Below are 23,924 nucleotides of genomic sequence, written 5' to 3'. Positions count from 1 at the left end.
CCACCGACAGCGGCGCGCGTGGCGCGTGGACGGCGCGAGCCCGGGGAAGGAGCCGGCCATGGGCATGACCTTCGTCGCCGCCATGATCGAGGACGCCGAGCTGGACGCCGTCCGCTCGTCGCCGGACCTGCTGCACGACCTGCGGGACGCGGCGTCCGAGGACGACGGGCGCTCGGTCGACCTCGACAAGGCGTGGCACGGCATCCACTTCCTGCTGACCGGGTCGGGGGACCTCGCGCCGGCCGAGGCCGCCCCGAGGCGGCGGCTGTTCGGACGCCGGCGGGACGTCGCGCCGGCACCCGCGGCCGGGGCCGAGTCGCTCGCGGTCCTGGGTGGCGAGCCGGTCGGGGCCGACGACGACTGGCGCGTGCTCACCGCCGCCCAGGTCGCCGAGGTGGCCGCGGCTCTCGAGCCCCTCGACCGCGCCGCCCTCGCCCACCGCGTCGACCTCGACGCGATGGCCGCCGCCGACCTGTACCCCCAGATCTGGGAAGAGCCCGACGTCTTCGAGGAGTACCTCGGCCCCGCCTACGACGACCTGCGCGACTTCTACCGTCGGGCGGCCGCGGCCGGGTGCGCCGTCGTCCTGTCGATCAGCTGACCGGCCCCGGGGTCGTGGGCACCCAGTAGCGGCGGGACGGGACGCCGTGCGCGTTCGGCCGGATCGTCTCGAGCACGCCGCCCGCGCGCTCGATGGTGGCGGCCGAGGCGAGGTTGTCGGCCAGGCAGGGGATCAGGACGCGGTCGAGGCCGAGCGCGAGGCGGGCCTCGTCGAGCATCCGCCGTACTGCCCACGTCGCGAGGCCGCGGCGGCGCGCGGAGGGGCGGACGCCGTAGGCGATGTGGCCGAGCTCGTCGTCGAGGAGGTGGCGCAGCACGATCGAGCCCTGCAGCCGGCCGTCCTCGACGATCCACCCCCAGGTGGCGTGCCGCTGCGGAGGGTGCGGGCACGGCGTGCCGCGCGGGTGGCTGCGCCGGGTGATGGCGTGGACGTAGTCGGCGAACCACCGCGGCGAGGCGACGTCGTCGCCGTCGTCGAGGCCGAAGCCGTCCTCGTGCCGGCCCGGACCCCAGTCGGCCACGCAGTCGAGGAACGCGGCGTGCAGGCCGACCGACGGCTGCACCAGCTCGGGCATGGGGCGAGGCTACGCTCCCTGCGCGTGCAGGCTCCTCGGCTGCGGCCCTCGGCCCGCGCCCTCCTCCTCGACGCCGACGACCGGCTGCTCCTGGCCCGTCACGACCTCACCGAGCGCCACCTCGGCCGTGTCGTCTGGGCCCCGCCCGGCGGCGGGATCGAGCCCGGCGAGACGCCGCTCGACGCCGTCGTCCGCGAGCTCGCCGAGGAGGTCGGCGTCCACGTCGCGCCCGACGTCCCGGTGCACGTGTGGCACCAGGAGGTGGTCTCACCGACCTACGCCGCCGGCTGGGACGGCGCCGTGCTCGACTTCTTCGTCGTGCGGTGGGACGCCGACGCCGTCCCGCTCGGCACCACCGAGGCGCTGCTCGCCGACGAGGGCATCACGGACTTCCGGTGGTGGACGGCGGACGAGGTGGCCGCGGTGGACGACGACGGCCTCCTCCGCCCGCGCCACCTGCCCGCCTTGCTGCCCGCTCTGCTCGCAGGCGGGTACGACGTGTCGGGGCCCATCGACATCTGACGTAGGGGCCCGGCCGGGGCGGCGGTGGGTGAGTTCCCGGTTTGCATTCGCGAACGGTCACCAGGTCACCGCTCGACCGTGTCGGGCCGGGGGCCGGGGTGGCGGTGCGTGAGCCACCAGATCGCGTCCGACGAGCGTGGCCAGCGCACCGCCCACCGGGTCGGGCCGGGGTGGCGGTGCCTGAGCCACCGAACGGCGTCCGAGAAGCGTGGCCAGCGCACCGCCCGCCGGGGCCCACCCACGAAAGCCGGGAACCCACGCCCCCGAGCGGACATGTCAGGGTATGAGCCCCCCGGAGGAGACCATGGCGATCGAGTCGGAGTCCGCGCTCGTCGAACGGCTGCGCGCCGGTGACCCCGACGCGGTCGCGGCGCTGTTCGACCGGCACGCCGACCGCATCCACCAGCACTGCCACCGGCTGACCGCCGACCGGGCCGACGCCGAGGACGCGACCGCGCAGACCTTCCTCGAGGTCTGGCGGCACCGCGACCGGGTGCGCGAGCACGACGGGTCGGCGCTGCCGTGGCTCTACGGCGTCGCCACCAACGTGTGCCGCAACCTCACCCGCGGACGTCGGCGCCACCTGCGCGCGGTCGGCCGCATCGGCCCCGAGCCGGCCCAGCCCGACCACGCCGACGCCGTCACCGACCAGCTGAGCACCGAGCAGCGGGTGCACGACGTCCTCGAGGCCATCGCGCGCCTGCCCGAGCGCGAGCGCGACGTCATCGCCCTCGTCGCCTGGACCGGCCTGTCCTACGAGCAGGCCGCCACCGCCCTCGACGTCCCGGTCGGCACCGTGCGGTCGCGCCTCTCGCGCGCCCGGCGCCGCCTCGCCACCCTCGCCCCGGAAGGACCCGCCGCATGACCGACCAGCCCCAGAACCCCGACCTGCCCACCCCGCCCCCCGGAGAGCCCATGGACGACGCCACCCGCGCCCGGCTGCGCGCCCGCGTCGTCGCGGGCCTCGACGAGAGCGGCCACCGTCGTCCACGCCGCTGGCTCGTCCCCGCCGCGGCAGCGGCCGCCGTGGTCGTCGTCGCCGGCGTGACCGCAGGCGTCGCACTGGGCGGGGACGACGGCCCCTCGGCCCCCAGCGGTCCGGCCGGCTCGGGCACGGCCGACGTGCCGCCGTCCGACGAGGCGAGCGAGGCCCCCGACGGTCCGAGCGACGAGCCGACGCCGTCGGACCCGCCGAGCGACGAGCCGTCGAGCGAGCCGTCGAGCGACCCGAGCAGCGCCCCCGCCGACCCGGACGACGCCGTCAGCGACGCGGAGGCCGCGTGCCGTCCCGAGCTCGAGTTCATCCTGAAGGGCGCCGACGTCGTCGCGTCGACGACGTCCGAGACCGGCAGCACCGTCTTCTTCGTCAAGGGCGGCAAGTGGACGGCGTGCAGCACCCACGGTGGCCGCGCGACGGTCTTCGGCGCCCGCGCCCTCGACGCCCCCGACGACAAGGACGCCTACGCGATCAGCTCGGTCTACCCGAAGGCCCGCACGTCGACCTTCGTGTCGGCCGGCCTCGTGCCCGAGGGCGCCTCGCGCTTCGCCGTCGGCTACACCTTCCCCGACGGGCACCGCACGCCGCTGACGCAGGTCTCCGACGAGGAGGGGCGCACCTGGTGGTCGATGGACTACACCGTCACCGGCGGACCGATCAACGAGACCAACCAGCTCGAGCTCGACCCGATCACCGTCGAGGTGACCACCGACCGCTCGACGCAGACCTACACGCTCGACTGGGCGCTCGACACCTGCCGCCAGGCCAACCACGGCTGCTGATCGACCCGGCCGGGGTCGTGTGAGCCGCCACGAACGGGGAAGGGACCGACCATGACGTTCATCGCCGTCGTCGCCGCGTTCATCGGACTCTGCTGGCTGCTCATCGCGGTCGGCCTCGTCGTCCAGCACGTCACCGGTCGCTCGCCGGTCGGCCCGGGTCGCCCGGGCCGCCTGCGCGGCATGCGCCGCACCGGCCGGGCCGGGTCGGGCATGGGCGTCGGCGGGACGGGTCTCTGATGGGCCCCGAGGGGTGGGTCGCCCTCGTGGTGGGCATCGCGATCGTGATGGTGCTGCTCGTGGCAGCGGGCTCGATGGGCAACAACTCCCCGCGCTCGCGGCGGCGCTCGAGCACCAGCGACAGCGGCGCCGGCTTCGTGGGCGGCTACTACGGCTCGGACGTCGGCAGCGACGACCGGCACCACGGCGACCACGGCGGCTGGACCGGCGGCGACGGCGGCTGGGGCGGCGGTGACAGCGGCGGCGGTGACAGCGGCGGCGGCGGGGACGGCGGCGGCGGGGGTGGCGGCGACTAGCCTCGCTCCGTGCGCGTAGGACTCACCGGCGGCGTCGCCTCGGGCAAGAGCACGGTGGCCGCGATCCTGGCCGAGCTGGGCGCCGTCGTCGTGGACGCCGACCAGCTGGCCCGCGAGGTCGTCGCCCGCGGCACGCCGGGCCTGGCACGGGTGGTCGAGGATTTCGGACCCGCGGTGCTGACGCCCGAGGGCGACCTCGACCGCGCCCACGTCGGCTCCATCGTCTTCAACGACGAGGCCGCCCGCCGGCGGCTCGAGGCGATCGTGCACCCGCTCGTCTTCGAGCGCTACGCCGAGATCGAGGCCGCCGCCGAAGCCGACGGCGAGACCGACCGGGTCGTCGTCCACGACATCCCGCTGCTGACCGAGACCGGGCGGGCCGGGGAGTTCGACGCGGTGGTCGTGGTGGACGCGGCCGACGACGTCCGCGTCGAGCGCATGGTGCGCGACCGCGGGTGGACCCGCGAGGACGCCGCCGCCCGCATCGCCGCCCAGGCCACCCGCGAGGAGCGCCTGGCGGTGGCCACCCACGTCGTCGTCAACGAGGGCGGCCGCGAGGCGCTGCGCGCGCGGGTGGTCGAGGTCTTCGGCGACCTCACCGGCGACCAGCGGGAACCGACGCCGTAGTCCCCGCCGTCGTAGGGCCATGCGAACCCGGTCCCTGAGCTCCACCGTCTGCGTCCTGGCCCTCGGCGGCCTGCTGCTCACCGGGTGCGGCGCCCCCGGCGAGCCGGAGTCCGACGACCCCGGGCCGGAGGTCACCTCGTCCGAGGGTGGCTGGATCGGCGGCGAGCCCGACTGGGACGGCGGCGACAGCGGGGGCGACGCCCTGTCGGCCGGCGACGGCGAGGCGCCGTTGGCCGCGCCGGCGCCCACGACGACCGACGCCGGCCGCGACCGGCGCACCGGCGGGCTGGCCGCCGGCAGCGTCGACGACAACGCCGACTACGAGGCCTACCTGCGCTACGTTGCCCGCATCGACGACCTCGGGCTGCGGCTGCGGCCCTTCGACCCCCGCGGCCGGGTGCTGGTGACCGTCACCGGCTCCGACGGGCGGCCCGCCGCCGGCGAGCCGGTCACCGTGCTCGACGGCGGCGAGGAGGTCGCGACCCTGCGGACGACGGCCGACGGCACCGCCCGCTTCCTGCCGGCCGTCTTCGGCGCCGCGCCCGAGGGACGGTTCACCGTGCGGGCCGGCGAGGCGTCCGCCGAGGTGGACGCCGGCGGCTCGGCCGAGCTCGGCGTGGAGCGCGCCGGCGGCGTCGAGGGGTCGGTGCCGCTCGACGTCCTGTTCCTGCTCGACGCCACCGGATCGATGGGCGACGAGATCGACCAGCTCAAGACCTCGATCGACTCGGTGGCCGAGCGGGTGGCGGCGCTCGAGGGGGCGCCCGACGTCCGCTTCGCCATGACGCTCTACCGCGACCGCGGCGACGCGTTCGTCACCTCCACCTACGACTTCACCGGTGACGTCGACGCCTTCCGCGCGGCCCTGGCCGACGTGGAGGCCGGCGGCGGCGGCGACTACCCCGAGGCGCTCGAGGAGGGACTCGCCGAGGCGCTCGGCGAGCCGTCGTGGCGCGGGCCCGGCGAGGCGGTGCAGCTGGTCTTCCTCGTCGCCGACGCCCCGCCGCAGACCCGCCGCGACCTGCAGGTGACCTACCCCGACGCCGTCCGCGACGCCGTGGCGCGCGGCATCAAGATCTTCCCGGTCGCCTCCTCGGAGAGCGACGACGCCGCCGAGGCCGTCTTCCGGCAGCTGGCCCAGGCCACCGGCGCGCGGTTCGTCTTCCTCTCCTACGGCGCCGGCGGTGCGGCGACGGGCAAGAGCAGCGACATCGACTCGGCCGACTACGAGGAACTCGCCCTCGACGACCTCGTCGTCCGGCTCACCGCCGAGGAGGTCGCCGCCCTCACCGGTGACGACGGCGTCGTCCCCGACCCCGGCCCCACGTCCGACCCCACCCCGTCCGGCCAGTAGTCGCCCCTGTCGACGGTCGAGGTCCGAGACCGCTCCAGCGTTCTCGGGGCGCCCGCGGACGTCGTCGTGGGATGACGGTGGTCGAGGTGCGAGGCCGGCCACGGCCGAACCTCGAGACCTCGCACGGGTCGACGCGGGGGTCCGCGGGACCTGCGTTCGTCGAAGCGGCTGCGGGGGTCTCGAGGCTCGTCGCCAGGGCTCCTCGCACCTCGACCAACGTCGGAGCCGGCCAGGTCAGAGGGTTCGGGTCATGAAGGTGCTGTTCGGGTCGGGGCGGTAGCGACCGAACGGCGGACACTCGACGAACCCGTGGCGGGCGTAGAGACGGCGGGCGGGGGCGAAGAAGTCGTCGCTGCCGGTCTCGAGGCTCACCCGCGCGACGCCGGCCGCGCGGACGGCGTCCAGCACGTGGGTCACCAGCAGCGCGCCGACACCGCGGCCGGTGTGGCCGGACGCCGTGCGCATCGACTTGAGCTCGACGTGCCCGGGCTCCAGCGGGGCGACCGCGGCGCACCCGACCGGCTCGTCGCCGTCGCGGGCGGTGAAGAACCGCACGCCGGCGGCCCGCAGCCCGTCGAGGTCGAGCACGTGGGTCGACTCCGGGGGAGAGGTGGCCCGCAGCTCGGCGACGTGCGCCTCGAGCAGCGCGACGACGCGGACGTCGTCCAGCCCGCTCTCGACCACCCGCACGGGCCCCATCATGACGCTGACCCGTCGCTCACGAGCGACGGGTCAGCGGGGTGGAACGGGTCAGGCGGCCAGGTCGGGGTCGCCGAGGCGGCGCAGCTTCTGCAGCGCCTCGCGCTCGAGCTGGCGCACCCGCTCGGCGCTGATGCCGTGCTTGGCGCCGATGTCGGCCAGCTTGTGCTGGCGTCCGTCGACCAGGCCGTAGCGCGAGCGCACGATGTCGGCCGCGCGGTCGTCGAGCTGGCCGACGAGGCTGTTCAGCCGGTCGCGGGACTCGGTGTCGAGCACCGTCAGGTCGGGGGACGGCGCGGTCTCCTGGGCCATCAGGTCGCCCAACGAGGTGTCGCCGTCCTCGTCGACCGGGGTGTCGAGGCTGACGTGCTCACGGCCCCACGACAGCAGGTCGAGCACGCGGTCGACGTCCATGCCGAGCTCGGTGGCGATCTCGGCCGGCTCGGGGTCGCGGCCGAGCTGACGCTCAAGGGTGCGACGGGCGCCGCCGACCTGGTTGAGCTCTTCGACGACGTGCACCGGCAGCCGCACCACGCGGGCCTGCTGGGCGATGCCACGTGTGATCGCCTGGCGCACCCACCAGGTGGCGTAGGTCGAGAACTTGTAGCCCTTGGTGTAGTCGAACTTCTCGACCGCCCGGATGAGGCCGGTGTTGCCCTCCTGGATCAGGTCGAGCATCGGCATCTGCGCGCGGCCGTACTTGCGCGCGATCGAGACGACGAGCCGCAGGTTGGCGGTGATGAACGTGTCGACCGCCTTGCGACCCTCCTCGGCGAGCCACTCGAGCTCTTCCTGGCTGGCACGCATCGGGGCGCCGCCCTTGCGGCGTCCGACACGGCCCTCCTTGAGCAGTGCCTCGGCCATGAGTCCGGCCTCGATCGTCTTGGACAGCTCGACCTCCATCGCGGCGTCGAGCAGGGGGTTGCGTGCGATCTCGTCGAGGTAGAGCCCGACGCTGTCGCGACCCTCGATCTCTCGGGAACCCTGGGACGCGGTCCTGGTAGCCATGAGGACCTCCTTCGCTCTGTGACCGACCTTGCGGCCACGTGGATCAAACGTTCGTCGGGAGCCGTGGATTCCCACATCACCCCAGAAGGTCGCGCGGCCCCACCGCCCAGGTGACTGTGGTCGCACCACCTGGTTACCAGCGACGAGCGCCTTCAGGAGCAAGGACGTCCGGGCGTTCCCGAGAGTTGCCGTGGCGGCCACATATCAGCGACTTCTCAGGCTCGGGACGTCGACCCCGCCACCTGGGTGAGGCCCATCACGTCGAGCATCCACGCGAGGGTGAAGGCACGGTCCTTCCACGCCTGGTAACGACCCGAGACGCCGCCGTGGCCGGCCGCCATCTCGACCCGCAGCAGGACGTCGGGCTCGACGGCCCGCTCGCGCAGCCGCGCCACCCACTTGGCCGGCTCGACGTAGAGCACCCGGGTGTCGTTGAAGGAGGTCTCGGCGAGGATGCGCGGGTAGCGCTGCTCGCTCACGTTGTCGTAGGGCGCGTAGGCAGCGATGGTGTCGTAGGCCTCGGCGTCGCCCTCGGGGTTGCCCCACTCGTCGTACTCGGTGACCGTGAGCGGCAGGCTCGCGTCGAGCATCGTGGTGAGGTTGTCGACGAACGGGACGCCGGCCACCAGGCCCGCGAAGGCGTCGGGCGCCTGGTTGGCCACGGCGCCGATCAGCAGGCCGCCGGCGCTCGCGCCCTCGCCGACGAGCCGGTCGGGCGTCGTCCAGCCCTCGGCGACGAGGTGGCGGGCGGCGGCGGCGAAGTCGTCGAAGGTGTGCTGCTTGTGCTGCATCTTGCCCTCGTCGTACCAGCGTCGACCCATCTCGCCGCCGCCGCGCACGTGGGCGATGGCGAAGGCGGCGCCGCGGTCGAGCAGCGAGAGACGCGCGACCGAGAACCCGGGGTCCATCGAGGCCTCGTAGGCGCCGTAGCCGTACAGGTGCAGCGGCACCGGGCCGCCGTCGGCGCGGGCGTCGCGGCGGCACACCAGCGAGATCGGCACCTGCTCGCCGTCGGCCGAGGTGGCCCAGAGGCGGTGCTCCTCGTAGTCGGCCGGGTCGTAGCCGCCGAGCACCGGCGCCTGCTTGAGCAGGGTGAGCTCGCGGGTGCGCACGTCGTAGTCGTAGACCGACGACGGCACCGCCAGCGTCACGTAGCCCAGCCGCACCGTCGGCTGGTCGAAGCGCGGGTTGCCGCCGGAGCCGACGGTGTAGATCTCGTGGTCGAACTCGACGAGGTAGTCGTCGCCGACGCCGTCCTCGGCCGCGTCGTCGAGCTCGAGGATGCGCAGCTGGGTCAGCCCGTTGCTGCGCTGGTGGACGACGAGGTGCCCGGCGAAGGCGTCGACGTCCTCGAGCCGGACGGCGGCGTCGTGCGGCAGCAGCGGACGCCACTGCTCGCGCGGGGTCGGCTCGATCGGTGCGACGGCGAGCTCGAAGTCGGGGCCGGTGCCGTTGTGGTGCACCAGGAACCGGTGCTCGCCGGCCAGGACGGCGTGCTCGAGCGAGTACTCCAGGCCCTCCTCGCGCGGCGCCCAGCACCGGAACCCGGCGTCGGGGTCGTCGGCGTCGAGCACGTGCATCTCGGTGGTGGTCTTCGAGCCGGCGACGACCATGAGGAAGCGGTCGGTGCGGGTGCGGCCCACGCCCACCGAGAACCGGGCGTCGGTCTCGTGGAAGACCAGCTCGTCGTCGTCCTGCGCGGTGCCGAGGCGGTGGCGCCAGACCTTGTCGGCGCGCCAGGCGTCGTCGACGGTCGTGTAGTAGAGGTGCTCGCCGGCGCGGTCCCAGGTGCCGCCGCCGAGGGTGCCCTCGATGACGTCGGGCAGCAGCTCGCCGGTGCCGAGGTCCTTGACGCGGATCGTGTAGCGCTCGTCGCCGACGACGTCGGTGGCGTAGGCCAGCAGCTGCTCGCTGGGGCTGACGCTGGAGCCGCCGAGGGAGAAGAAGTCGTGGCCCGTGGCGAGCTCGTCGAGGTCGAGCAGCACCTGCTCGCCGGGCAGGGCGGGCTTGTCGGGGGCGGCGTCGGCGGCGGGACGCGGCGGCGTCCAGTCGTCGGGACCGGACACCGGCACGCGGCACGAGGCGCCGTACTCGCGGCCCTCGAACGAGCGGCCGTAGTACCAGTGCTCGCGCACCCGGGTGGGCACCGACAGGTCGGTCTCGCGGGTGCGGGCCTTGATCTCGGCGAAGATCTGCTCGCGCAGGTCGGCGAGGTGGGCGGTGCGCTGCTCGGTGAAGGCGTTCTCGGCCTCGAGGTGGGCCACGACCTCGGGGGAGTCCTTGGCGCGCAGCCAGTCGTAGTCGTCGACGCGGGTGCGCCCGTGGTGCTCGGTGGTGACCGGACGACGGGCGGCGGTCGGAGCGACGACGGGGTCGGTTTGTGCCATGCCGTCGAACCTAGCCACGTGGCAGAGTCGGCCCGTGCCCGACCTCTCGCTGTCGCCCAGCCCGTCGCCGTCCGAGGAGGGGCTCGTCGAGCGGCTGACCGTGCGCCGCTACCTCGGCGAGCACGGCGACCGCGACGCCGCGCGGGCCGCGGCCGCCGCGCAGGTCGAGCGGCTGCGCGACCGCTCGCGGCTCCTCGAGGTGCGCGAGGACGGCGTCCGGCGCGGCGAGGCGTGGGTGGTGCAGCAGGGCGACGACCTCGCGGTCATCGACGTCGCGCTGGACGACGTCGCGCTGGCCCCCGCGCTGCGTGACGCGCTGCTCGACCTCGCGCGCGCCGAGCGGCGCAGCCGCCTCACCGTCACCGTCTCGCCCGGCGACCCCGGCTCGGAGGCGCTCGTCGCCGACGGCGGTTTCGAGACCTTCGCGACCCAGATGCGCCTCGACCTCGACGTCGAGCCGCCGGCCGAGGACGTCGTCGTCCTGCGCCCGATGGGCCAGGAGCGCTACAACGAGTGGATCCAGGGGCAGGTCGCCGAGTACGCCGAGGCGCGGCAGCGGTCGGGGGAGAGCGCCGAGCGTGCCCGGGAGGTCTCCGAGCAGCAGCACGCCGAGCTGCTGCCCGACGGCCTGCGCTCGGCCGGGCACCACATCTTCGAGGGGGTCGCGGGCGAGGAGGTCGTCGGGCTGCTGTGGCTCAGCACCGAGCGCCCGATGGTCTTCGTCTACGACGTCGTGGTCGAGGAGGCCCACCGCGGCCGCGGCCACGGCGCGGGGATCATGCGGGCGGGCGCGCGGTGGGCCCTCGACCACGGTGCGCACGCGATCGGCCTCAACGTCTTCGGCTACAACGACGTCGCCCGCCGGCTCTACGACCGGCTGGGCTACCAGGTCACCGAGAACTTCGTGGCCCGCACGCCGTGACCTCCGCCGCCCGCTCGGTCGACCTCAACGCCGACCTCGGCGAGGAGGTCACCGACGACGCCGGGCTGCTCGCGGTGGTCACCAGCGCCAACGTCGCCTGCGGCTACCACGCGGGCACGCCGGCGATCATGCGCGAGGTCTGCGCCCGCGCGGCCGAGCTGGGCGTGGCGGTCGGCGCCCAGGTGTCCTACGACGACCGGCCGGGCTTCGGACGGCGTCCGCTCGACGTCGCGTCCGACGTGCTGCGCGAGCAGGTGGCCGACCAGGTCGGCCGGCTCGGCGACGCCGCCCGCGCCGGCGGGACGACGGTGCGCTACCTCAAGCCCCACGGCGCGCTCTACCACCGCGTCATCGACGACGAGGAGCAGGCGGCCGCGGTGCTCGCCGGCTCGGGATCGCTGCCGGTGCTGGGGATGCCGGGGGCGTTGCTCACCCAGGCTTCCGACGCCGGACGGCGCGTGGTCCTGGAGGGCTTCCCCGACCGCGGCTACGGCGACGACGGCCGGCTGCTGCCGCGCGACGCGGCCGGCGCCGTCCTGGACGACGCCGACGCCGTCGCCGCCCACGCCCTCGACCTGGCCGGCCGGGTCGCCTCGCTCTGCCTGCACGGCGACACCCCCGGCGCCGTCGGCCACGCCCACGCCGTACGCACGACCCTCACCGACGCCGGCTGGACCCTCGCCCCGTTCGTCTGAGGCGGGTGGGACTCACGTGGCTGGTGTGGCTCGGTCCGGTCGTCGGGGATACCCGGTTCACCGGGTATCCCTGACGTTCCCGGGCAGTGCAACGCCCGAGAAGCGGGAGGAGAACCCGAGAAGCTCGGCCCGGACGCCGGCCCCTCACCTCGGGGTGGCGTGAGGCGGGAGGGCCCGGCCTACGGTGCCCGGATGAGCAGAGCCGTCGTGGTCGTGGTCGCCGTGCTCGTCGCGCTGACCGGCGGCGTCGCGCCGAGCAGCGCACAGGGGGTCGAGAAGGTCGACGCCCGCGGCGACGCGTCGGCCCGCCTCGACATCTCGCGGGTCGTCTACCGCAACCTGCCGGGTCGGGCGTCGGCGCGCGTCGTCGTCCCCAGGCTCGTGCGCGACGGGACGACGCACCTCGTGCTGGCCAACCCGGGCAGCGACTGGGCCTACGTCGCCCTCGTGCGGGTTGCGGACGACGGCACCCTGCGCACGCGGTTCGTGCGCAGCAGCGGCGGGGACGTCCAGCGCCGGTCGTGCCGGTTCACCGCGGCGTGGGACGCCCGGGCGAACCACGTCGACATCTCCGTGCCGCGCCGCTGCCTGAAGGGCCTGCGCTCCACGCTGTACCTGCAGGCCGCCACCGGGCTGCGGCAGGACTACGCCCCGCCGGCCCGCCGGCTGCCCCAGGGCTGACCGCCACCGTCAGCACGGACGTCGCCGTTCCACTGCGCAGTGTCGGACGTCGCGCCTACGGTGCGCGGATGAAGAAGATCCTGGTCGTCGTCAGCGCCGTGCTGGTCGCCCTCGTGGGCAGCATCGCCCCCAGCAGCGCGGAGGCGGTCGAGAAGACCGACCCCCGCGGCGACGCCCCGGCCCGCATGGACATCGCGCGCGTCACCTACCGCAACATGCCGCAGAAGGCGGCGGCGCACATCGTCGTCCCCGAGCTGGTGCGCGGGGGATCGGCACAGCTGGTCATTGCCCCGCCCGACTCCGACGTCTTCTACATCGCCTACGTGCGGGTGGCCCCGAATGGCACGCTGAGGAAGCGATTGACGTACGCCACACAGGTAAGTGAGCGGCCGCAGTCCTGCGTCTTCAAGGCCGTCTGGGACGCCGGCGCGAACTACATCGACGTCTCGGTGCCCCGCAACTGCCTCAAGGGCATGCCTCCGAGCCTCTACATGCAAGCCATCACCGGTATGGGCAAAGACGCCGCCCCGCCCGCCTACCACCTGCTCCAGGGCTGAGACCCGGACGCCGCCCCCGGCGCCGACGGGTTAGTCTGAGGTCACCATGACGCGCAGCCTCCTCCTTCGCTGCCGCAGCGAGGTTCTCCCGATCTAGGGCCGGCCTCCTCGCTGCGGGGCTGATCGTGCGCCGGCACAGCCCGCACCCATCGCAGGAGACCTCATGACCAGCCAGTCCAGCCAGCCGAGCCAGTCCAACCCGCAGCAGCCGAGCGGGATGCCGTTCGCCCGCTACGAGCCGTTCCGCCCCGTCGTCCTCACCGACCGCACGTGGCCCGACCGGCCCATCGAGAAGGCGCCGCGCTGGTGCGCGGTCGACCTGCGCGACGGCAACCAGGCCCTCATCGACCCGATGTCGCCGGCCCGCAAGCGCCGCATGTTCGAGCTGCTCGTGAAGATGGGCTACAAGGAGATCGAGGTCGGCTTCCCGGCGGCCAGCCAGACCGACTTCGACTTCGTGCGCGAGCTCGTCGAGGACGGCCTGATCCCCGACGACGTCGTCATCCAGGTGCTCACCCAGGCCCGTGAAGAGCTCATCGAGCGCACCTTCGAGTCGATCAAGGGCGCCAAGCAGGCGATCGTCCACCTCTACAACTCCACCTCGACGCTGCAGCGCCGGGTCGTCTTCGGCCTCGACGAGGACGGCATCCGCGACATCGCCGTGCAGGGGGCGCGGCTGTGCCGCAAGTACGAGGAGACGGTGCCCGAGACGACCGTCTACTACGAGTACAGCCCCGAGTCCTACACCGGCACCGAGCTCGAGTTCGCCGTCCGCGTGTGCAACGAGGTGCTCGACGTCTTCGAGCCCACCGCCGACAAGCCGGTCATCATCAACCTGCCGGCCACGGTCGAGATGGCCACGCCCAACGTCTACGCCGACTCCATCGAGTGGATGCACCGGCACCTGAACCACCGCGAGGACGTCGTCCTCTCGCTGCACCCCCACAACGACCGGGGGACGGCGGTCGCGGCGGCCGAGCTCGGCTACCAGGCCGGCGCCGATCGCATCGAGGGCTGCCTGTTCGGCAACGGCGAGCGCACCGGCAACGTCTGCCTGGTCACCCTGGGCCTCAACCTGCTCACGCAGGGCATCGACCCCGAGATCGACTTCAGCGACATCGACGAGGTCCGCCGCACGGTCGAGTACTGCAACCAGCTGCCCGTCGCCGAGCGCCACCCCTACGGCGGCGACCTCGTCTACACCGCCTTCTCCGGCAGCCACCAGGACGCCATCAAGAAGGGCTTCGAGGCCCTCGAGCGGGACGCCGCCGCGGCCGGTGTCCCCGTCGACCAGCACCCGTGGGCCGTGCCCTACCTGCCCATCGACCCCAAGGACGTCGGCCGCTCCTACGAGGCCGTGATCCGGGTCAACAGCCAGTCGGGCAAGGGCGGCGTGGCCTACATCCTCAAGACCGAGCACAAGCTCGACCTGCCGCGCCGCGCGCAGATCGAGTTCAGCCGTGTCATCCAGCAGCGCACCGACGCCGAGGGCGGCGAGGTGACGCCCGACGAGATCTGGCGCGAGTTCCGTCGCGAGTACCTCGACCGCGAGGCGCCGCTGCGGCTCGACTCGGTGCACACCAGCTCGGCGGCCGGCGAGAAGGACGCGCTCACCGTCGACGTGATCGTCGACGGCGAGGCGATGACCCTCGAGGGGGTCGGCAACGGCCCGATCGCGGCGTTCGTGACCGCGATCAACGCGCTGCCGCAGGACTACGACGTCCGCGTGCTCGACTACCACGAGCACGCGCTCAGCGCCGGCGGCGACGCCATCGCCGCGGCCTACGTCGAGTGCGCCGTGGGCGACCAGGTGCTGTGGGGCGTCGGGCTCGACCCGAACATCGTCACCGCCTCGCTGCGGGCGGTCGTCGGGACGGTCAACCGCGCCCGCCGCTGACCCGGCGCAGGCAGGGCGCGGGGCCGCCGGCTCAGCTGGCGGCCTCGTCGTCCCCGAAGCCGTGGGCGCGCGCCCACATGGTGGCGTCACCGCGGTTCTCGGCGCCGATCTTGCGGTAGGCGCCGCGGATGAAGGACTTGACCGAGTTGATGCTCAGCCCGGTCTCCTGCACGATCTCGGCGTTGCTCAACCCTCGGGCGACGAGGTCGAGCACCTCCTTCTCACGGGCGGTCAACGAGCCGGCGTCGGGGGTGGGGCCTGACGACAGTGTCACGGGTCCTCCTGGGTCTCACGTGGGGCCGGGAGGAGTTCGTGCCGGACCCGTCGCCCGGATGGGTGAGAACCGCGAGCAGTGTGTGGCGTGCGCCACCCGGGCGGACGGCGTCCGGTCGCTCAGGCGAAGGTCAGCCAGATCAGCGCGAGGTTGAGCGCGATGATCACCGCCGCGACCGCCCACGCGACCCGGGTGGTCGCCGCGCGGTTGACCAGCGAGCCCATGACGTCGCGCCGCCGGGTGAACAGGATCAGCGGCACCAGCGCGAACGGGATGCCGAAGCTCAGCACGACCTGTGAGAGCACCAGCGCCCGCGTGGGGTCGACCCCGATCGCGATGACGACCACGGCCGGCGCGAGCGCGACGAGGCGGCGCAGCACGAGCGGGATCCGCGTGCGCAGGAAGCCCTCCATCACGATCTGTCCCGACAGGGTGCCGACGCTGGACGACGCGAAGCCCGACGCCAGCAGCGCCAGCGCGAACAGCAGCGCGGCGGCGGGTCCGAGCGCGTCGCCGAGCCCCGCGTGCGCGCCCTCGATCGTGTCGACCGGCTCGCCACCGCGCAGCACGCCGGCGGCCACCACCAGCAGCGAGAGGTTCATCAGCCCCGCGATGGTCATCGCGGTGATCACGTCGGTGCGCTGGCTGCGCAGCAGCGCGCGTCGCTCGTCCTCGGTGGTGCGCACGTAGCGCCGGCTCGTCAGCGCGCCGTGCAGGTAGATCGCGTGCGGCATGACCGTGGCACCGAGCATGCCCGCGGCGAGCAGCACGCTCTCGCTGCCCTCGAACCGCGGCACGGTGCCGTCGAGGATGGCGAGCGGCTCGAGACCGCTGCGGGCGACGTCGTAGAGGAACCCGACCAGGATGACGAGCAGCAGCCCGGTGATCGCCACCTCGAACGGTCGGTGCCCGCGGCTCTGCAGCACCAGCAGCGAGAAGGCGACCGCCGCGGTGATCAGGCCGCCGGCCAGCAGCGGGATGTCGAAGAGCAGCTTGAGCGCGATCGCGCCGCCGATCACCTCGGCGATGTCGGTGGCGATGGCGACCAGCTCGCCCTGCAGCCACAGGCCGCGGGTGACCCGCCGCGGGAAGTGCTCGCGGCACAGCGCCGGGAGGCTCTTGCCGGTGGCGATGCCGGCCTTGGCCGAGAGGTACTGGATAAGCATCGCCATCAGATTGCTGACGATGACCACCCACACCAGCAGGTAGCCGAACGTCGAGCCGGCGGTGATGTTGGTGGCGAAGTTGCCGGGGTCGACGTAGGCGATCGCCGTCACGAACGCGGGGCCGAGCAGGGGCAGCGGACCCCGTACCCGGGCGCGCGCCTTGACCGGCGGCGACTGCTGGTACACGTCGTGCTCCTCGACTCGGCGGACGTCTGATCGTCACGCAGACGGTGCCCGGAAAGCGGCATCCGTGCTTCGACGCCACGACGGAATCGGATGGTCTCGTACCCGAATCCACCCCGGGGGGTGGGTCCGGAAGTTCCTCGGTCACAGGTGGTGACACGGCGTCGTCGGGGTGCTTTGGTCAGTTACAGGTGCTCCCTCCGCGACCCGATGTCGCGTGCCGTCAACCGGCGCACAGGAGGGTTCCGAGGACCGACACCGCATTGGGGCGGACGTCGCCACCCGGCTCGCGCGACGCACCGTCGCGCGGCCGGTCACGCGCGCCTGCCCGCAACGACGAGGAGATCGCATGTTCGGCAAGAACGTCGTCAAGGAATTCATCGACCGGAGCGCGGAGAACGAGGCCGACCGCCGCGCCTTCATGAAGTCGGCCAGCATCGGCGGCCTCGGTGTCGTCGGCGCCGGGGCGGCCCTCACCGGCCTGACCGCCGGCAGCGCCCAGGCGGCGTCCGCCAGCGACGGCGCGGTGCTCAACTTCGCGCTGAACCTGGAGTACCTGGAGGCGGAGTTCTACCAGCAGGCCGCCTTCGGCCGGAGCCTTCCCGACAGGCTGACCCGCGGCCGCGGGCAGCGCGGTGGCGTCAAGGGTGGCCGCAAGGTCAACTTCTCCACCCCCGCCATCCGCAAGTACGCCGTCGAGATCGCCAACGACGAGCTCGCCCACGTGAAGTTCCTGCGCACCGCGCTCGGCGGCACCGCCGTCGCCCGCCCGGCGATCGACATCACCAGCAGCTTCACCGCGGCCGCCCGCGCGGCTGGGCTGATCGGCCCGAACCAGCGGTTCGACCCCTACGCCAACGAGAACAACTTCCTGCTCGCCGCGTTCATCTTCGAGGACGTCGGCGTCACGGCCTACAAGGGCGCTGCGCCGCTGGTGCAGAACAAGACGTTCCTCGAGGCCGCCGCCGGCATCCTCGCCGTCGAGGCCTACCACGCCGGCATCGTGCGCAGCGCGCTGTACGACAAGGGCCTGATGTCCGCCGTCCGCAAGATCTCCGCGGCGCGCGACTCGCTCGACGGGCCCAAGAACATCGACCAGGGCATCGGGTCGCGCAAGAGCCCGGCCAACATCGTGCCGACCGACAAGAACGGCATCGCGTTCTCGCGGCGCCCCGGCCAGGTGCTCAACGTCGTCTACCTCAACCCCAACAGCGTCAGCAAGGGCGGGTTCTTCCCGCGCGGCGTTAACGGGGCCGTCCGCACGTCGGAGGACCACGGCTGAGCCGCTGAACGCACGACACGCATGACGTGCCGCCCGGGTGGTCCCCACCCGGGCGGCACAATGCTGTGGTGCCCGTCTATCGCGACGAGGCCGTCGTGCTGCGCACCCAGAAGCTGGGGGAGGCCGACCGCATCGTGACCCTCCTGACCCGCCACCACGGGCGGGTCCGCGCGGTCGCCAAGGGGGTGCGGCGCACGACGTCACGCTTCGGGGCACGGCTCGAGCCCTTCACCCACGTCGACCTGCAGCTCGCGGAGGGCCGCACCTTCGACGTCGTCACGCAGGCCGAGACCCGCTCGCTCGTGCACGCCGGGCTCGGCACCGACTACGAGCGCTACACCTGCGGCACCGCGATGCTCGAGACCGCCGAGCGCCTCGCCACCGAGGAGGGCCAGCCCTCGCTGCAGCAGTTCCTGCTGCTGGTCGGCGGACTGCGCGCGCTCGCGGCCGGCGAGCACCGGCCCGCCCAGGTGCTCGACTCCTACCTGCTGCGCTCGCTCGCCGTGGCCGGCTACGCGCCGTCCTTCGAGCACTGCGCGCACTGCGGCCGCGAGGGCCCGCACCGCTGGTTCAACCCCTCCATGGGCGGCGTGCTCTGCACCACCTGCCGACTGCCCGGCTCGGCGTCCCCGTCGGCCGAGACGATCGGCGTCCTGGGCGGCCTGCTCGCGGGCGACTGGGCGCTCGTGGACGTCGCCGACCCCCGCCACCTCAAGGAGGCCAGCGGCCTGGTCGCCGCCTTCCTCTCCTGGCACCTCGAGCGGTCGCTGCGCTCGTGGGAGCACGTCGAGCGCTAGGCCTTCTGGTCGCTCCGGGGCGTCGGGTGCCGCCACCTCGCACCAGCCTCGGAGGGCTGCCGCGGCTCGGTCCGGCGAGGTGTCCGGCACCCGCGCCACCCCTGCGCTCCGTGCGCCGTCTGGTCGGCGGGTCGAGCCGGGTGTGACGTGCCGCCACACGGACCCTGAGCTCGTCGAAGGGCCCGCAAGCGGGGACGGGACGCCGCCACGACACGCCCGTCACCGACCGCCGACGTCGGGGCGGAGGCGCCGGCAGTGGCAGGCTGGCCGCGTGAGACGTCAGCCGCGCCGGCCCACGCCCCACCCGTCGGGGGCGCGGCCGCCCGACGTCCCGGCGTCGCTGGTGCCCAAGCACGTGGCGATCGTGATGGACGGCAACGGGCGGTGGGCCAAGCAGCAGGGACTGCCCCGCACCCGCGGGCACGAGGCCGGCGAGGCGGCGCTGTTCGACGTTGTCGAGGGGGCCATCGAGATCGGCGTGAAGGCGGTCTCGGCCTACGCGTTCTCCACCGAGAACTGGACCCGCTCCCCGGAGGAGGTCAGGTTCCTCATGGGGTTCAACCGCGACGTCATCCGTCGGCGTCGCGACGAGATGCACGAGCTCGGCGTGCGGGTGCGGTGGGCCGGGCGGGCGCCGCGGCTGTGGCGCTCGGTGATCAAGGAGCTGCAGGTCGCCGAGCAGCTGACCCGCGGCAACGACGTCCTGACGCTGACGATGTGCGTCAATTACGGCGGCCGCGCCGAGCTGGCCGACACCGCGCGATCGATCGCCCGCGAGGTCGCCGCCGGGCGGCTCGACCCCGACCGCGTCGACGAACGCACGTTCGCCAAGCACCTCTACGTGCCCGAGGTCGGCGACGCCGACCTGGTGTGGCGCACGTCGGGGGAGAACCGGCTGTCGAACTTCATGCTCTGGCAGGCCGCCTACGCCGAGCTGGTCTTCACCGACGTGCTCTGGCCGGACGTCGACCGCCTCGCCCTGTGGCGCGCCATCGAGATCTACGCCGAGCGCGACCGCCGCTACGGCAAGGCCTGAGCCCTCAGCCCCGCCCGCTCGAGCACCGGCTCTCGAAGGCCAGGGCGGGCACACGGACCCTGAGCTTGTCGAAGGGCCCTCCACGGGGACGTTCGCGTGGACGGTGCGGGGTCTCGAGGCTCGGCCGTGGCCGGCCTCGCACCTCGACCATCGTCAGGCCGGCCCACCGAGGCCGACGCCCCCGCACGGACCCTGAGCTTGTCGAAGGGCCCTCCACGGGGACGTTCGCGTGGACGGTGCGGGGTCTCGAGGCTCGGCCGTGGCCGGCCTCGCACCTCGACCATCGTCAGGCCGGCCCACCGAGGCCGACGCCCCCGCACGGACCCTGAGCTTGTCGAAGGGCCCTGCACGGGAACGTCCGCGTTGTCCGTGCGTGGTCTCGACGACGGCCTCGCGCAGACGCTCGGCCTGCTCGACCACCGGCTCTCCAGGAGACGGTCGCGTGGGCGCTGCGGGGTCTCGAGGCTCGGCCGTGGCCGGCCTCGCACCTCGACCATCGTGGGGGTGCCCTTCGACAGGCTCAGGGTCCGTGAGTCAGTAGCGCAAGTGAGCATCCGTGAGGCGCCCCGACCGAACGGAAAGGCACCCGAAGGGCGCACGGAGCGAAGGAGCGGAGCGGGGTGCCGGACCCCTCGCCAGGCCAGACCGCGGCAGCGAAGAAGGATGACGCGAGGGGGCGGCACCGCGCAGCCCGCAGCGACCAGACGAACTCAGTGCTCGTCGTAGTGCTCGCCGTGGGGGGCGTGGCGGTGGCCGTCGTGCACGTAGTCGACGTGGTCGTCGTGGGGGACGGCGAGGTGGCCGCAGTCGTCGCCGTGGCGGTGGGGGTGGCGGTCGTCGTGGTCGTCGCTGACCTCGTGGCCGACGGGGTCGTCGGCGAAGGGTTGTCGCAGCCGGCTGCGGTGGCGCAGCCAGACGCCGATGGGCCAGGTGACGGCGAAGCCGGCGAGGGCGAGCAGCACGATGCTGGGGCCGGGGGCGACCGAGGCGCGGTAGGAGGCGAAGGCCGAGATCACGAGCCCGCCGACGGAGGCCAGGACGCCGATCACCATGGCGGCCGCGAGCGTCGTCCGGAACGAGCGGGTCAGCTGCTGGGCGGTGGCGACGGGCACCACCATGAGCGCCGAGACGAGCAGCAGCCCGACGGTGCGCATGGCCACCGTGACGCTGACGGCGGCGAGCACCGCGACGAGGATGTTGTAGAGCCGCACGTCGAGGCCGGCGACGCGGGCGAACTCGCGGTCGTGCGAGACGGCGAACAGCTGCGGCGCCAGCCCGACCGCGATCAGCACCACCACGGTCGCGAGCACCATCGTGACGATGACGTCGCTGATCGAGATCGTCAGCAGCGAGCCGAACAGGTACTGCTGCAGCCGGGCGGCCGACTGCCCGCCGATGCCCGTGAGCAGGACGCCGCCCGCGAGCCCGCCGTAGAACAGCAGCGCCAGCGCCACGTCGCCGTTGGTGTGGCCGCGTTCTCGGATCAGCTCGATCGCGACCGCGCCGACCGCGGCGACGACGACCGCCGTCCAGGTGGGCGACCAGCCGGTGAGCAGGCCGATGGCGACGCCGGTGACGGCGACGTGGCCGATGCCGTCGCCCATGAGCGCGAGCCGGCGCTGCACGAGGTAGGTGCCGATGGCGGGCGCGGCGAGGCCGGTGAACAGCGCGGCGAGGAGCGCGCGCTGCATGAAGGGCAGGCTGAACAGCTCGGCGGGGCTCACGGCCACCGCCCCTCGAGCGGCAGTCCGTGGCGCGGCCGCAGCGTCTCGTGGTGGTGGACGTCGTGCGGGGAGTGGCCGTCGTCGTGCCGCGGGGGGCCGTCGTAGGCGATGCGCCCCTCGCGCATCACCACCGCCCGCTCGACCAGCGGCGCGAGCGGGCCGAGCTCGTGGGCCACCAGCACGATCGTGGCGCCGCGGTCGCGCAGCCGGCCGAGCGCCTCGGCGAGCGCCCGCTGGTTGCGGGCGTCGACGCCGGCGGTCGGCTCGTCGAGGAAGAACAGGTCGGGGTCGCCGGCCAGCGCCCGGGCGATCAGCACCCGCTGCTGCTGGCCGCCCGAGAGGGTCGCGACGCCGTCCTTGGCGCGGTCGGCGAGACCGACGAGCTCGAGGGCGTCGGCGATGGCGGTCTTGTCGGAGGACGACATCGGCCGCAGCAGCCGGCGTCGGGTGAGCCGGCCGGCCGCGACCGTCTCCCACACCGAGGCGGGCACGCCCGACTCGGCGCTGCTGCGCTGGGGCACGAACCCGATGCGTCGCCAGTCGTGGAACTGCGCGAACGGCGTCCCGAACAGCCGCAGGGTGCCGCTGGCCAGCGGTCGCAGCCCGGTGAGGGCGCGCACCAGCGTCGACTTGCCCGAGCCGTTGGGGCCGAGCAGCGCCACGAAGGCGCCGGGCTCGACGACGAGGTCGATGCCGCGCAGCACCGGCCGGCCGCCGATGGCCACGGCGCCCCCGACGAGCTCGACGGGGGGAGTGGTGGGGGCTGCGGTCGTCACCGGCACCCGTTGGCGGTGGCCAGGGCGTCCAGGTTCTGCTGCATGAGGGAAAGGTAGTCGTCGTCGGCGGTCTCGTCGGTCAGGCCCTCGATCGGGTCGAGGACGGCGGTGCCGACGCCGGCGTCGGAGGCCAGCGACTCGGTGAACGCCGGGCTGGCCAACCGCTCGCTGAAGACGGTGGTGATGCCCTCGTCCGCGATGAGCCGCTGCAGGTCGGCGAGGCCGGCGGGGGTGGGCTCGGCGTCGGGGGACAGGCCCGCGACGCCGGCGACCTCGAGGCCGTACTTGTCGAGGTAGCCGAACGCGTCGTGCGAGACCACGATCGTGTCGCGCTCGCACGACCCGAGCGTCTCGGTGTAGCTCTCGTCGAGCGCGGTGAGGTCGTCGCGCAGCGACGCGGCGTTGGCGGCGTAGTCGTCGGCGTGGTCGGGGTCGATGTCGCTCAGCTGGTCGGCGACGGCGTCGCCGAGGTCGGCCATGCGGAGGGGGTCGAGCCAGAAGTGCGGGTCGAGACCGCCCTCGTGGTCGTGGCCGTCGTCCTCGGAGTGCACCTCCTCCGCGGCGTGCTCCTCGCCCTCGTGCTCGCTTTCGTGCTCGCCCTCGTGCTCGTCGGCGTGCTCGTCCTCGGCGTGCTCCTCGTCGAAAGGCTGCAGGCCGACGACGGACGCCGCCTCGACGGTCTCGCCGGTCGCGTTCTGCTCGACCGCCTCGTCGACCGAGGGCTGGAAGCCCTCCTCGTAGACGACGAGGTCGGCCTGGGAGAGGTCGGCGGTCTGCTCGATCGAGAGCTCGAGGTCGTGCGGCTCGCCGCCGGGGCGGGTGAGGATGCCGACGGAGGCGTGGTCGCCGGCGACCCGCTGGGCGGCGTACTGCAGCGGGTAGAACGCGGCGCTCACGGTGACCTCGCCGTCGTCGGCGCCGTCCGCGGTGTCGTCGCTGAAGGCGGCGCAGCCCGAGGTGGCGAGCAGGACGGCGGCGGCCAGGCCGGCGGTGAACCTCATGAGAACGATTCTCAAGTTGTTGAGAATGGTTGTCAATTCCTGCTGTGCGGGTGCGCGAGGATGGCGTCGTGCACCCCCTCATCACCGCCGCCGAGCTGCGGGAGACCCTCGACCGCGTCGCCGTGCTCGACGTGCGCTACCGCCTCGGCGGCCCGCCCGGTCGCGCCGCGTTCGAGGCCGGTCACGTGCCCGGCGCCGCCTACGTCGACCTCGACCACGACCTCGCCGCGCCACCGGGGGACGGCGGCCGGCACCCGCTGCCCGACCGGGCGGCGTTCGAGGCGGCCATGAGCGCGGCCGGCGTGCGTGACGACCGGCCGGTCGTGGTCCTCGACGACTGGTCGGGCCACGCCGCCGCCCGCGCCTGGTGGCTGCTGCGCCACCACGGGCACCACGACGTGCGCGTCCTCGACGGCGGCTGGTCGGCCTGGACCGCCGCCGGCGGCGAGGTCGAGACCGGCCCCGCCGAGCCCAGCCCCGGCGACTTCACCGCCGGTCCCGGCGTCCTCCCCGTCGTCGGGGTGGACGGCGTCCTCGACGTCGGCGTGCTCGTCGACGCCCGCGCCCCCGAGCGCTACCGCGGCGAGACCGAGCCGGTCGACCCGGTGGCCGGTCACGTGCCCGGCGCCGTCAACGTGCCGACCGCGCGCAACCTCACCGACGACGGCCGCCTGCGCGACGCCGCCGCGCTGCGCGAGCTCTACGCCTCGGTGGGCGCGGTGACCGGTGCCGACGTCGCCGTCTACTGCGGCTCCGGCGTCACCGCGTGCCTCGACCTGCTCGCGCTCGAGGTGGCCGGCGTCGAGGGCGCGGCGCTCTACCCCGGCAGCTGGAGCGGGTGGGTCACCGACCCCGAGCGTCCGGTCGAGACAGGATGAGGAACCGCCG

Annotated in this window: 26 protein-coding genes; 17 read left to right on the top strand and 9 right to left on the bottom strand. The window is 73.8% G+C overall.

Annotation, left to right across the window (positions count from 1 at the left end):
* Window positions 1–58 precede the first annotated feature (58 nt).
* Window positions 59–601 carry a YfbM family protein gene (locus ABEA04_RS13095; RefSeq protein WP_345459034.1) on the top strand — a complete coding sequence of 181 codons (543 nt, stop codon included), beginning with the start codon at window positions 59–61 and terminating at the stop codon, window positions 599–601.
* Here the strand turns inward: ABEA04_RS13095 and ABEA04_RS13090 are convergent.
* Complete coding sequence (locus ABEA04_RS13090) at window positions 594–1,136, bottom strand: GNAT family N-acetyltransferase (RefSeq protein ID WP_345459032.1); 543 nt, start codon at window positions 1,134–1,136, stop codon at window positions 594–596. The genes ABEA04_RS13095 and ABEA04_RS13090 overlap by 8 nt on opposite strands.
* 24 nt (window positions 1,137–1,160) lie before the next feature.
* Between ABEA04_RS13090 and ABEA04_RS13085 the strand changes: the two genes are divergently transcribed.
* The 7 genes from ABEA04_RS13085 (at window position 1,161) to ABEA04_RS13055 (ending at window position 5,951) form a co-directional block, all read left to right on the top strand.
* Window positions 1,161–1,658 (top strand): NUDIX domain-containing protein, encoded by a 498-nt coding sequence (locus ABEA04_RS13085; protein WP_345459030.1) that lies wholly within the window; start codon window positions 1,161–1,163, stop codon window positions 1,656–1,658.
* A 283-nt stretch (window positions 1,659–1,941) separates the two neighbouring features.
* The gene (locus ABEA04_RS13080; protein ID WP_345459028.1) at window positions 1,942–2,523 is read left to right on the top strand and encodes an RNA polymerase sigma factor; all 582 of its coding nucleotides are present in this window, start codon (window positions 1,942–1,944) and stop codon (window positions 2,521–2,523) included.
* A complete protein-coding gene (locus ABEA04_RS13075; protein ID WP_345459026.1) occupies window positions 2,520–3,437 on the top strand; it encodes a hypothetical protein in 918 nt (305 codons plus the stop codon). Before ABEA04_RS13080 ends, ABEA04_RS13075 begins: the two co-directional genes overlap by 4 nt.
* A gap of 51 nt (window positions 3,438–3,488) precedes the next feature.
* Window positions 3,489–3,674 (top strand): hypothetical protein, encoded by a 186-nt coding sequence (locus ABEA04_RS13070; RefSeq protein WP_345459024.1) that lies wholly within the window; start codon window positions 3,489–3,491, stop codon window positions 3,672–3,674.
* Window positions 3,674–3,970 carry a hypothetical protein gene (locus ABEA04_RS13065; protein WP_345459022.1) on the top strand — a complete coding sequence of 99 codons (297 nt, stop codon included), beginning with the start codon at window positions 3,674–3,676 and terminating at the stop codon, window positions 3,968–3,970. The genes ABEA04_RS13070 and ABEA04_RS13065 overlap by 1 nt, the downstream gene beginning before the upstream one ends.
* Before the next feature lie 9 nt (window positions 3,971–3,979).
* Window positions 3,980–4,597, top strand: a complete 618-nt coding sequence (gene coaE / locus ABEA04_RS13060) for a dephospho-CoA kinase (protein ID WP_345459020.1) — start codon at window positions 3,980–3,982, stop codon at window positions 4,595–4,597.
* Between the two features lie 19 nt (window positions 4,598–4,616).
* Window positions 4,617–5,951 (top strand): VWA domain-containing protein, encoded by a 1,335-nt coding sequence (locus tag ABEA04_RS13055; RefSeq protein WP_345459018.1) that lies wholly within the window; start codon window positions 4,617–4,619, stop codon window positions 5,949–5,951.
* Between the two features lie 234 nt (window positions 5,952–6,185).
* Here the strand turns inward: ABEA04_RS13055 and ABEA04_RS13050 are convergent, their stop codons facing one another.
* The 3 genes from ABEA04_RS13050 to ABEA04_RS13040 all read right to left on the bottom strand — a co-directional run bounded on the left by ABEA04_RS13050 (window position 6,186) and on the right by ABEA04_RS13040 (window position 10,045).
* Window positions 6,186–6,653, bottom strand: coding sequence for a GNAT family N-acetyltransferase (locus tag ABEA04_RS13050; RefSeq protein WP_486348277.1), 468 nt, complete (start codon window positions 6,651–6,653; stop codon window positions 6,186–6,188).
* A gap of 48 nt (window positions 6,654–6,701) precedes the next feature.
* A complete protein-coding gene (locus tag ABEA04_RS13045; protein ID WP_345459015.1) occupies window positions 6,702–7,658 on the bottom strand; it encodes a sigma-70 family RNA polymerase sigma factor in 957 nt (318 codons plus the stop codon).
* A gap of 215 nt (window positions 7,659–7,873) precedes the next feature.
* Complete coding sequence (locus tag ABEA04_RS13040; RefSeq protein WP_345459012.1) at window positions 7,874–10,045, bottom strand: S9 family peptidase; 2,172 nt, start codon at window positions 10,043–10,045, stop codon at window positions 7,874–7,876.
* Between the two features lie 34 nt (window positions 10,046–10,079).
* Here ABEA04_RS13040 and ABEA04_RS13035 point away from each other — a divergent pair, with 34 nt between their 5' ends.
* The 5 genes from ABEA04_RS13035 to leuA all read left to right on the top strand — a co-directional run bounded on the left by ABEA04_RS13035 (window position 10,080) and on the right by leuA (window position 14,797).
* Complete coding sequence (locus ABEA04_RS13035; RefSeq protein WP_345459010.1) at window positions 10,080–10,967, top strand: GNAT family N-acetyltransferase; 888 nt, start codon at window positions 10,080–10,082, stop codon at window positions 10,965–10,967.
* Window positions 10,964–11,662, top strand: a complete 699-nt coding sequence (locus ABEA04_RS13030; protein ID WP_345459008.1) for a LamB/YcsF family protein — start codon at window positions 10,964–10,966, stop codon at window positions 11,660–11,662. The genes ABEA04_RS13035 and ABEA04_RS13030 overlap by 4 nt, the downstream gene beginning before the upstream one ends.
* Window positions 11,663–11,854: 192 nt before the next feature.
* A complete protein-coding gene (locus tag ABEA04_RS13025) occupies window positions 11,855–12,343 on the top strand; it encodes a hypothetical protein (protein ID WP_345459005.1) in 489 nt (162 codons plus the stop codon).
* Window positions 12,344–12,411: 68 nt separating this feature from the next.
* Window positions 12,412–12,900 (top strand): hypothetical protein, encoded by a 489-nt coding sequence (locus tag ABEA04_RS13020; protein WP_345459003.1) that lies wholly within the window; start codon window positions 12,412–12,414, stop codon window positions 12,898–12,900.
* A 163-nt stretch (window positions 12,901–13,063) separates the two neighbouring features.
* Window positions 13,064–14,797: a 2-isopropylmalate synthase gene (leuA, locus tag ABEA04_RS13015; protein ID WP_345459001.1), complete on the top strand. Its 1,734-nt coding sequence runs from the start codon at window positions 13,064–13,066 to the stop codon at window positions 14,795–14,797.
* A 31-nt stretch (window positions 14,798–14,828) separates the two neighbouring features.
* On the opposite strand, the gene ABEA04_RS13010 is transcribed toward leuA, so the two are convergent.
* Window positions 14,829–15,071: a response regulator transcription factor gene (locus ABEA04_RS13010; protein WP_345458998.1), complete on the bottom strand. Its 243-nt coding sequence runs from the start codon at window positions 15,069–15,071 to the stop codon at window positions 14,829–14,831.
* 119 nt (window positions 15,072–15,190) lie between these two features.
* On the bottom strand, window positions 15,191–16,423 hold the full coding sequence (locus tag ABEA04_RS13005; protein ID WP_345458996.1) for an Nramp family divalent metal transporter: 1,233 nt from the start codon (window positions 16,421–16,423) through the stop codon (window positions 15,191–15,193).
* 346 nt (window positions 16,424–16,769) lie between these two features.
* Between ABEA04_RS13005 and ABEA04_RS13000 the strand changes: the two genes are divergently transcribed.
* From ABEA04_RS13000 to ABEA04_RS12990, 3 genes are all read left to right on the top strand, one after another.
* Entirely contained in the window at window positions 16,770–17,702 is a 933-nt protein-coding gene (locus ABEA04_RS13000) for a ferritin-like domain-containing protein (protein ID WP_345458995.1), read from the top strand.
* Between the two features lie 68 nt (window positions 17,703–17,770).
* The gene (recO, locus tag ABEA04_RS12995) at window positions 17,771–18,499 is read left to right on the top strand and encodes a DNA repair protein RecO (protein ID WP_345458992.1); all 729 of its coding nucleotides are present in this window, start codon (window positions 17,771–17,773) and stop codon (window positions 18,497–18,499) included.
* Between the two features lie 271 nt (window positions 18,500–18,770).
* A complete protein-coding gene (locus ABEA04_RS12990; protein ID WP_345458989.1) occupies window positions 18,771–19,535 on the top strand; it encodes an isoprenyl transferase in 765 nt (254 codons plus the stop codon).
* Between the two features lie 710 nt (window positions 19,536–20,245).
* Here ABEA04_RS12990 and ABEA04_RS12985 read toward each other — a convergent pair.
* The 3 genes from ABEA04_RS12985 to ABEA04_RS12975 are packed head-to-tail and all read right to left on the bottom strand — an operon-like array spanning window position 20,246 to window position 23,036.
* The gene (locus tag ABEA04_RS12985) at window positions 20,246–21,259 is read right to left on the bottom strand and encodes a metal ABC transporter permease (RefSeq protein ID WP_345458987.1); all 1,014 of its coding nucleotides are present in this window, start codon (window positions 21,257–21,259) and stop codon (window positions 20,246–20,248) included.
* On the bottom strand, window positions 21,256–22,035 hold the full coding sequence (locus ABEA04_RS12980; RefSeq protein WP_345458984.1) for a metal ABC transporter ATP-binding protein: 780 nt from the start codon (window positions 22,033–22,035) through the stop codon (window positions 21,256–21,258). Before ABEA04_RS12980 ends, ABEA04_RS12985 begins: the two co-directional genes overlap by 4 nt.
* A complete protein-coding gene (locus ABEA04_RS12975; RefSeq protein WP_345458983.1) occupies window positions 22,032–23,036 on the bottom strand; it encodes a metal ABC transporter substrate-binding protein in 1,005 nt (334 codons plus the stop codon). The genes ABEA04_RS12980 and ABEA04_RS12975 overlap by 4 nt, the downstream gene beginning before the upstream one ends.
* A gap of 68 nt (window positions 23,037–23,104) precedes the next feature.
* Between ABEA04_RS12975 and ABEA04_RS12970 the strand changes: the two genes are divergently transcribed.
* The gene (locus ABEA04_RS12970) at window positions 23,105–23,914 is read left to right on the top strand and encodes a sulfurtransferase (RefSeq protein WP_345458982.1); all 810 of its coding nucleotides are present in this window, start codon (window positions 23,105–23,107) and stop codon (window positions 23,912–23,914) included.
* Window positions 23,915–23,924: the final 10 nt, after the last annotated feature.

Source organism: Nocardioides marinquilinus (genome assembly GCF_039543705.1).
Classification (GTDB): Bacteria; Actinomycetota; Actinomycetes; order Propionibacteriales; family Nocardioidaceae; genus Nocardioides; species Nocardioides marinquilinus.
Note: the sequence above shows the minus strand (reverse complement) of the source record. Positions and strands in the feature narration are given on the sequence as shown.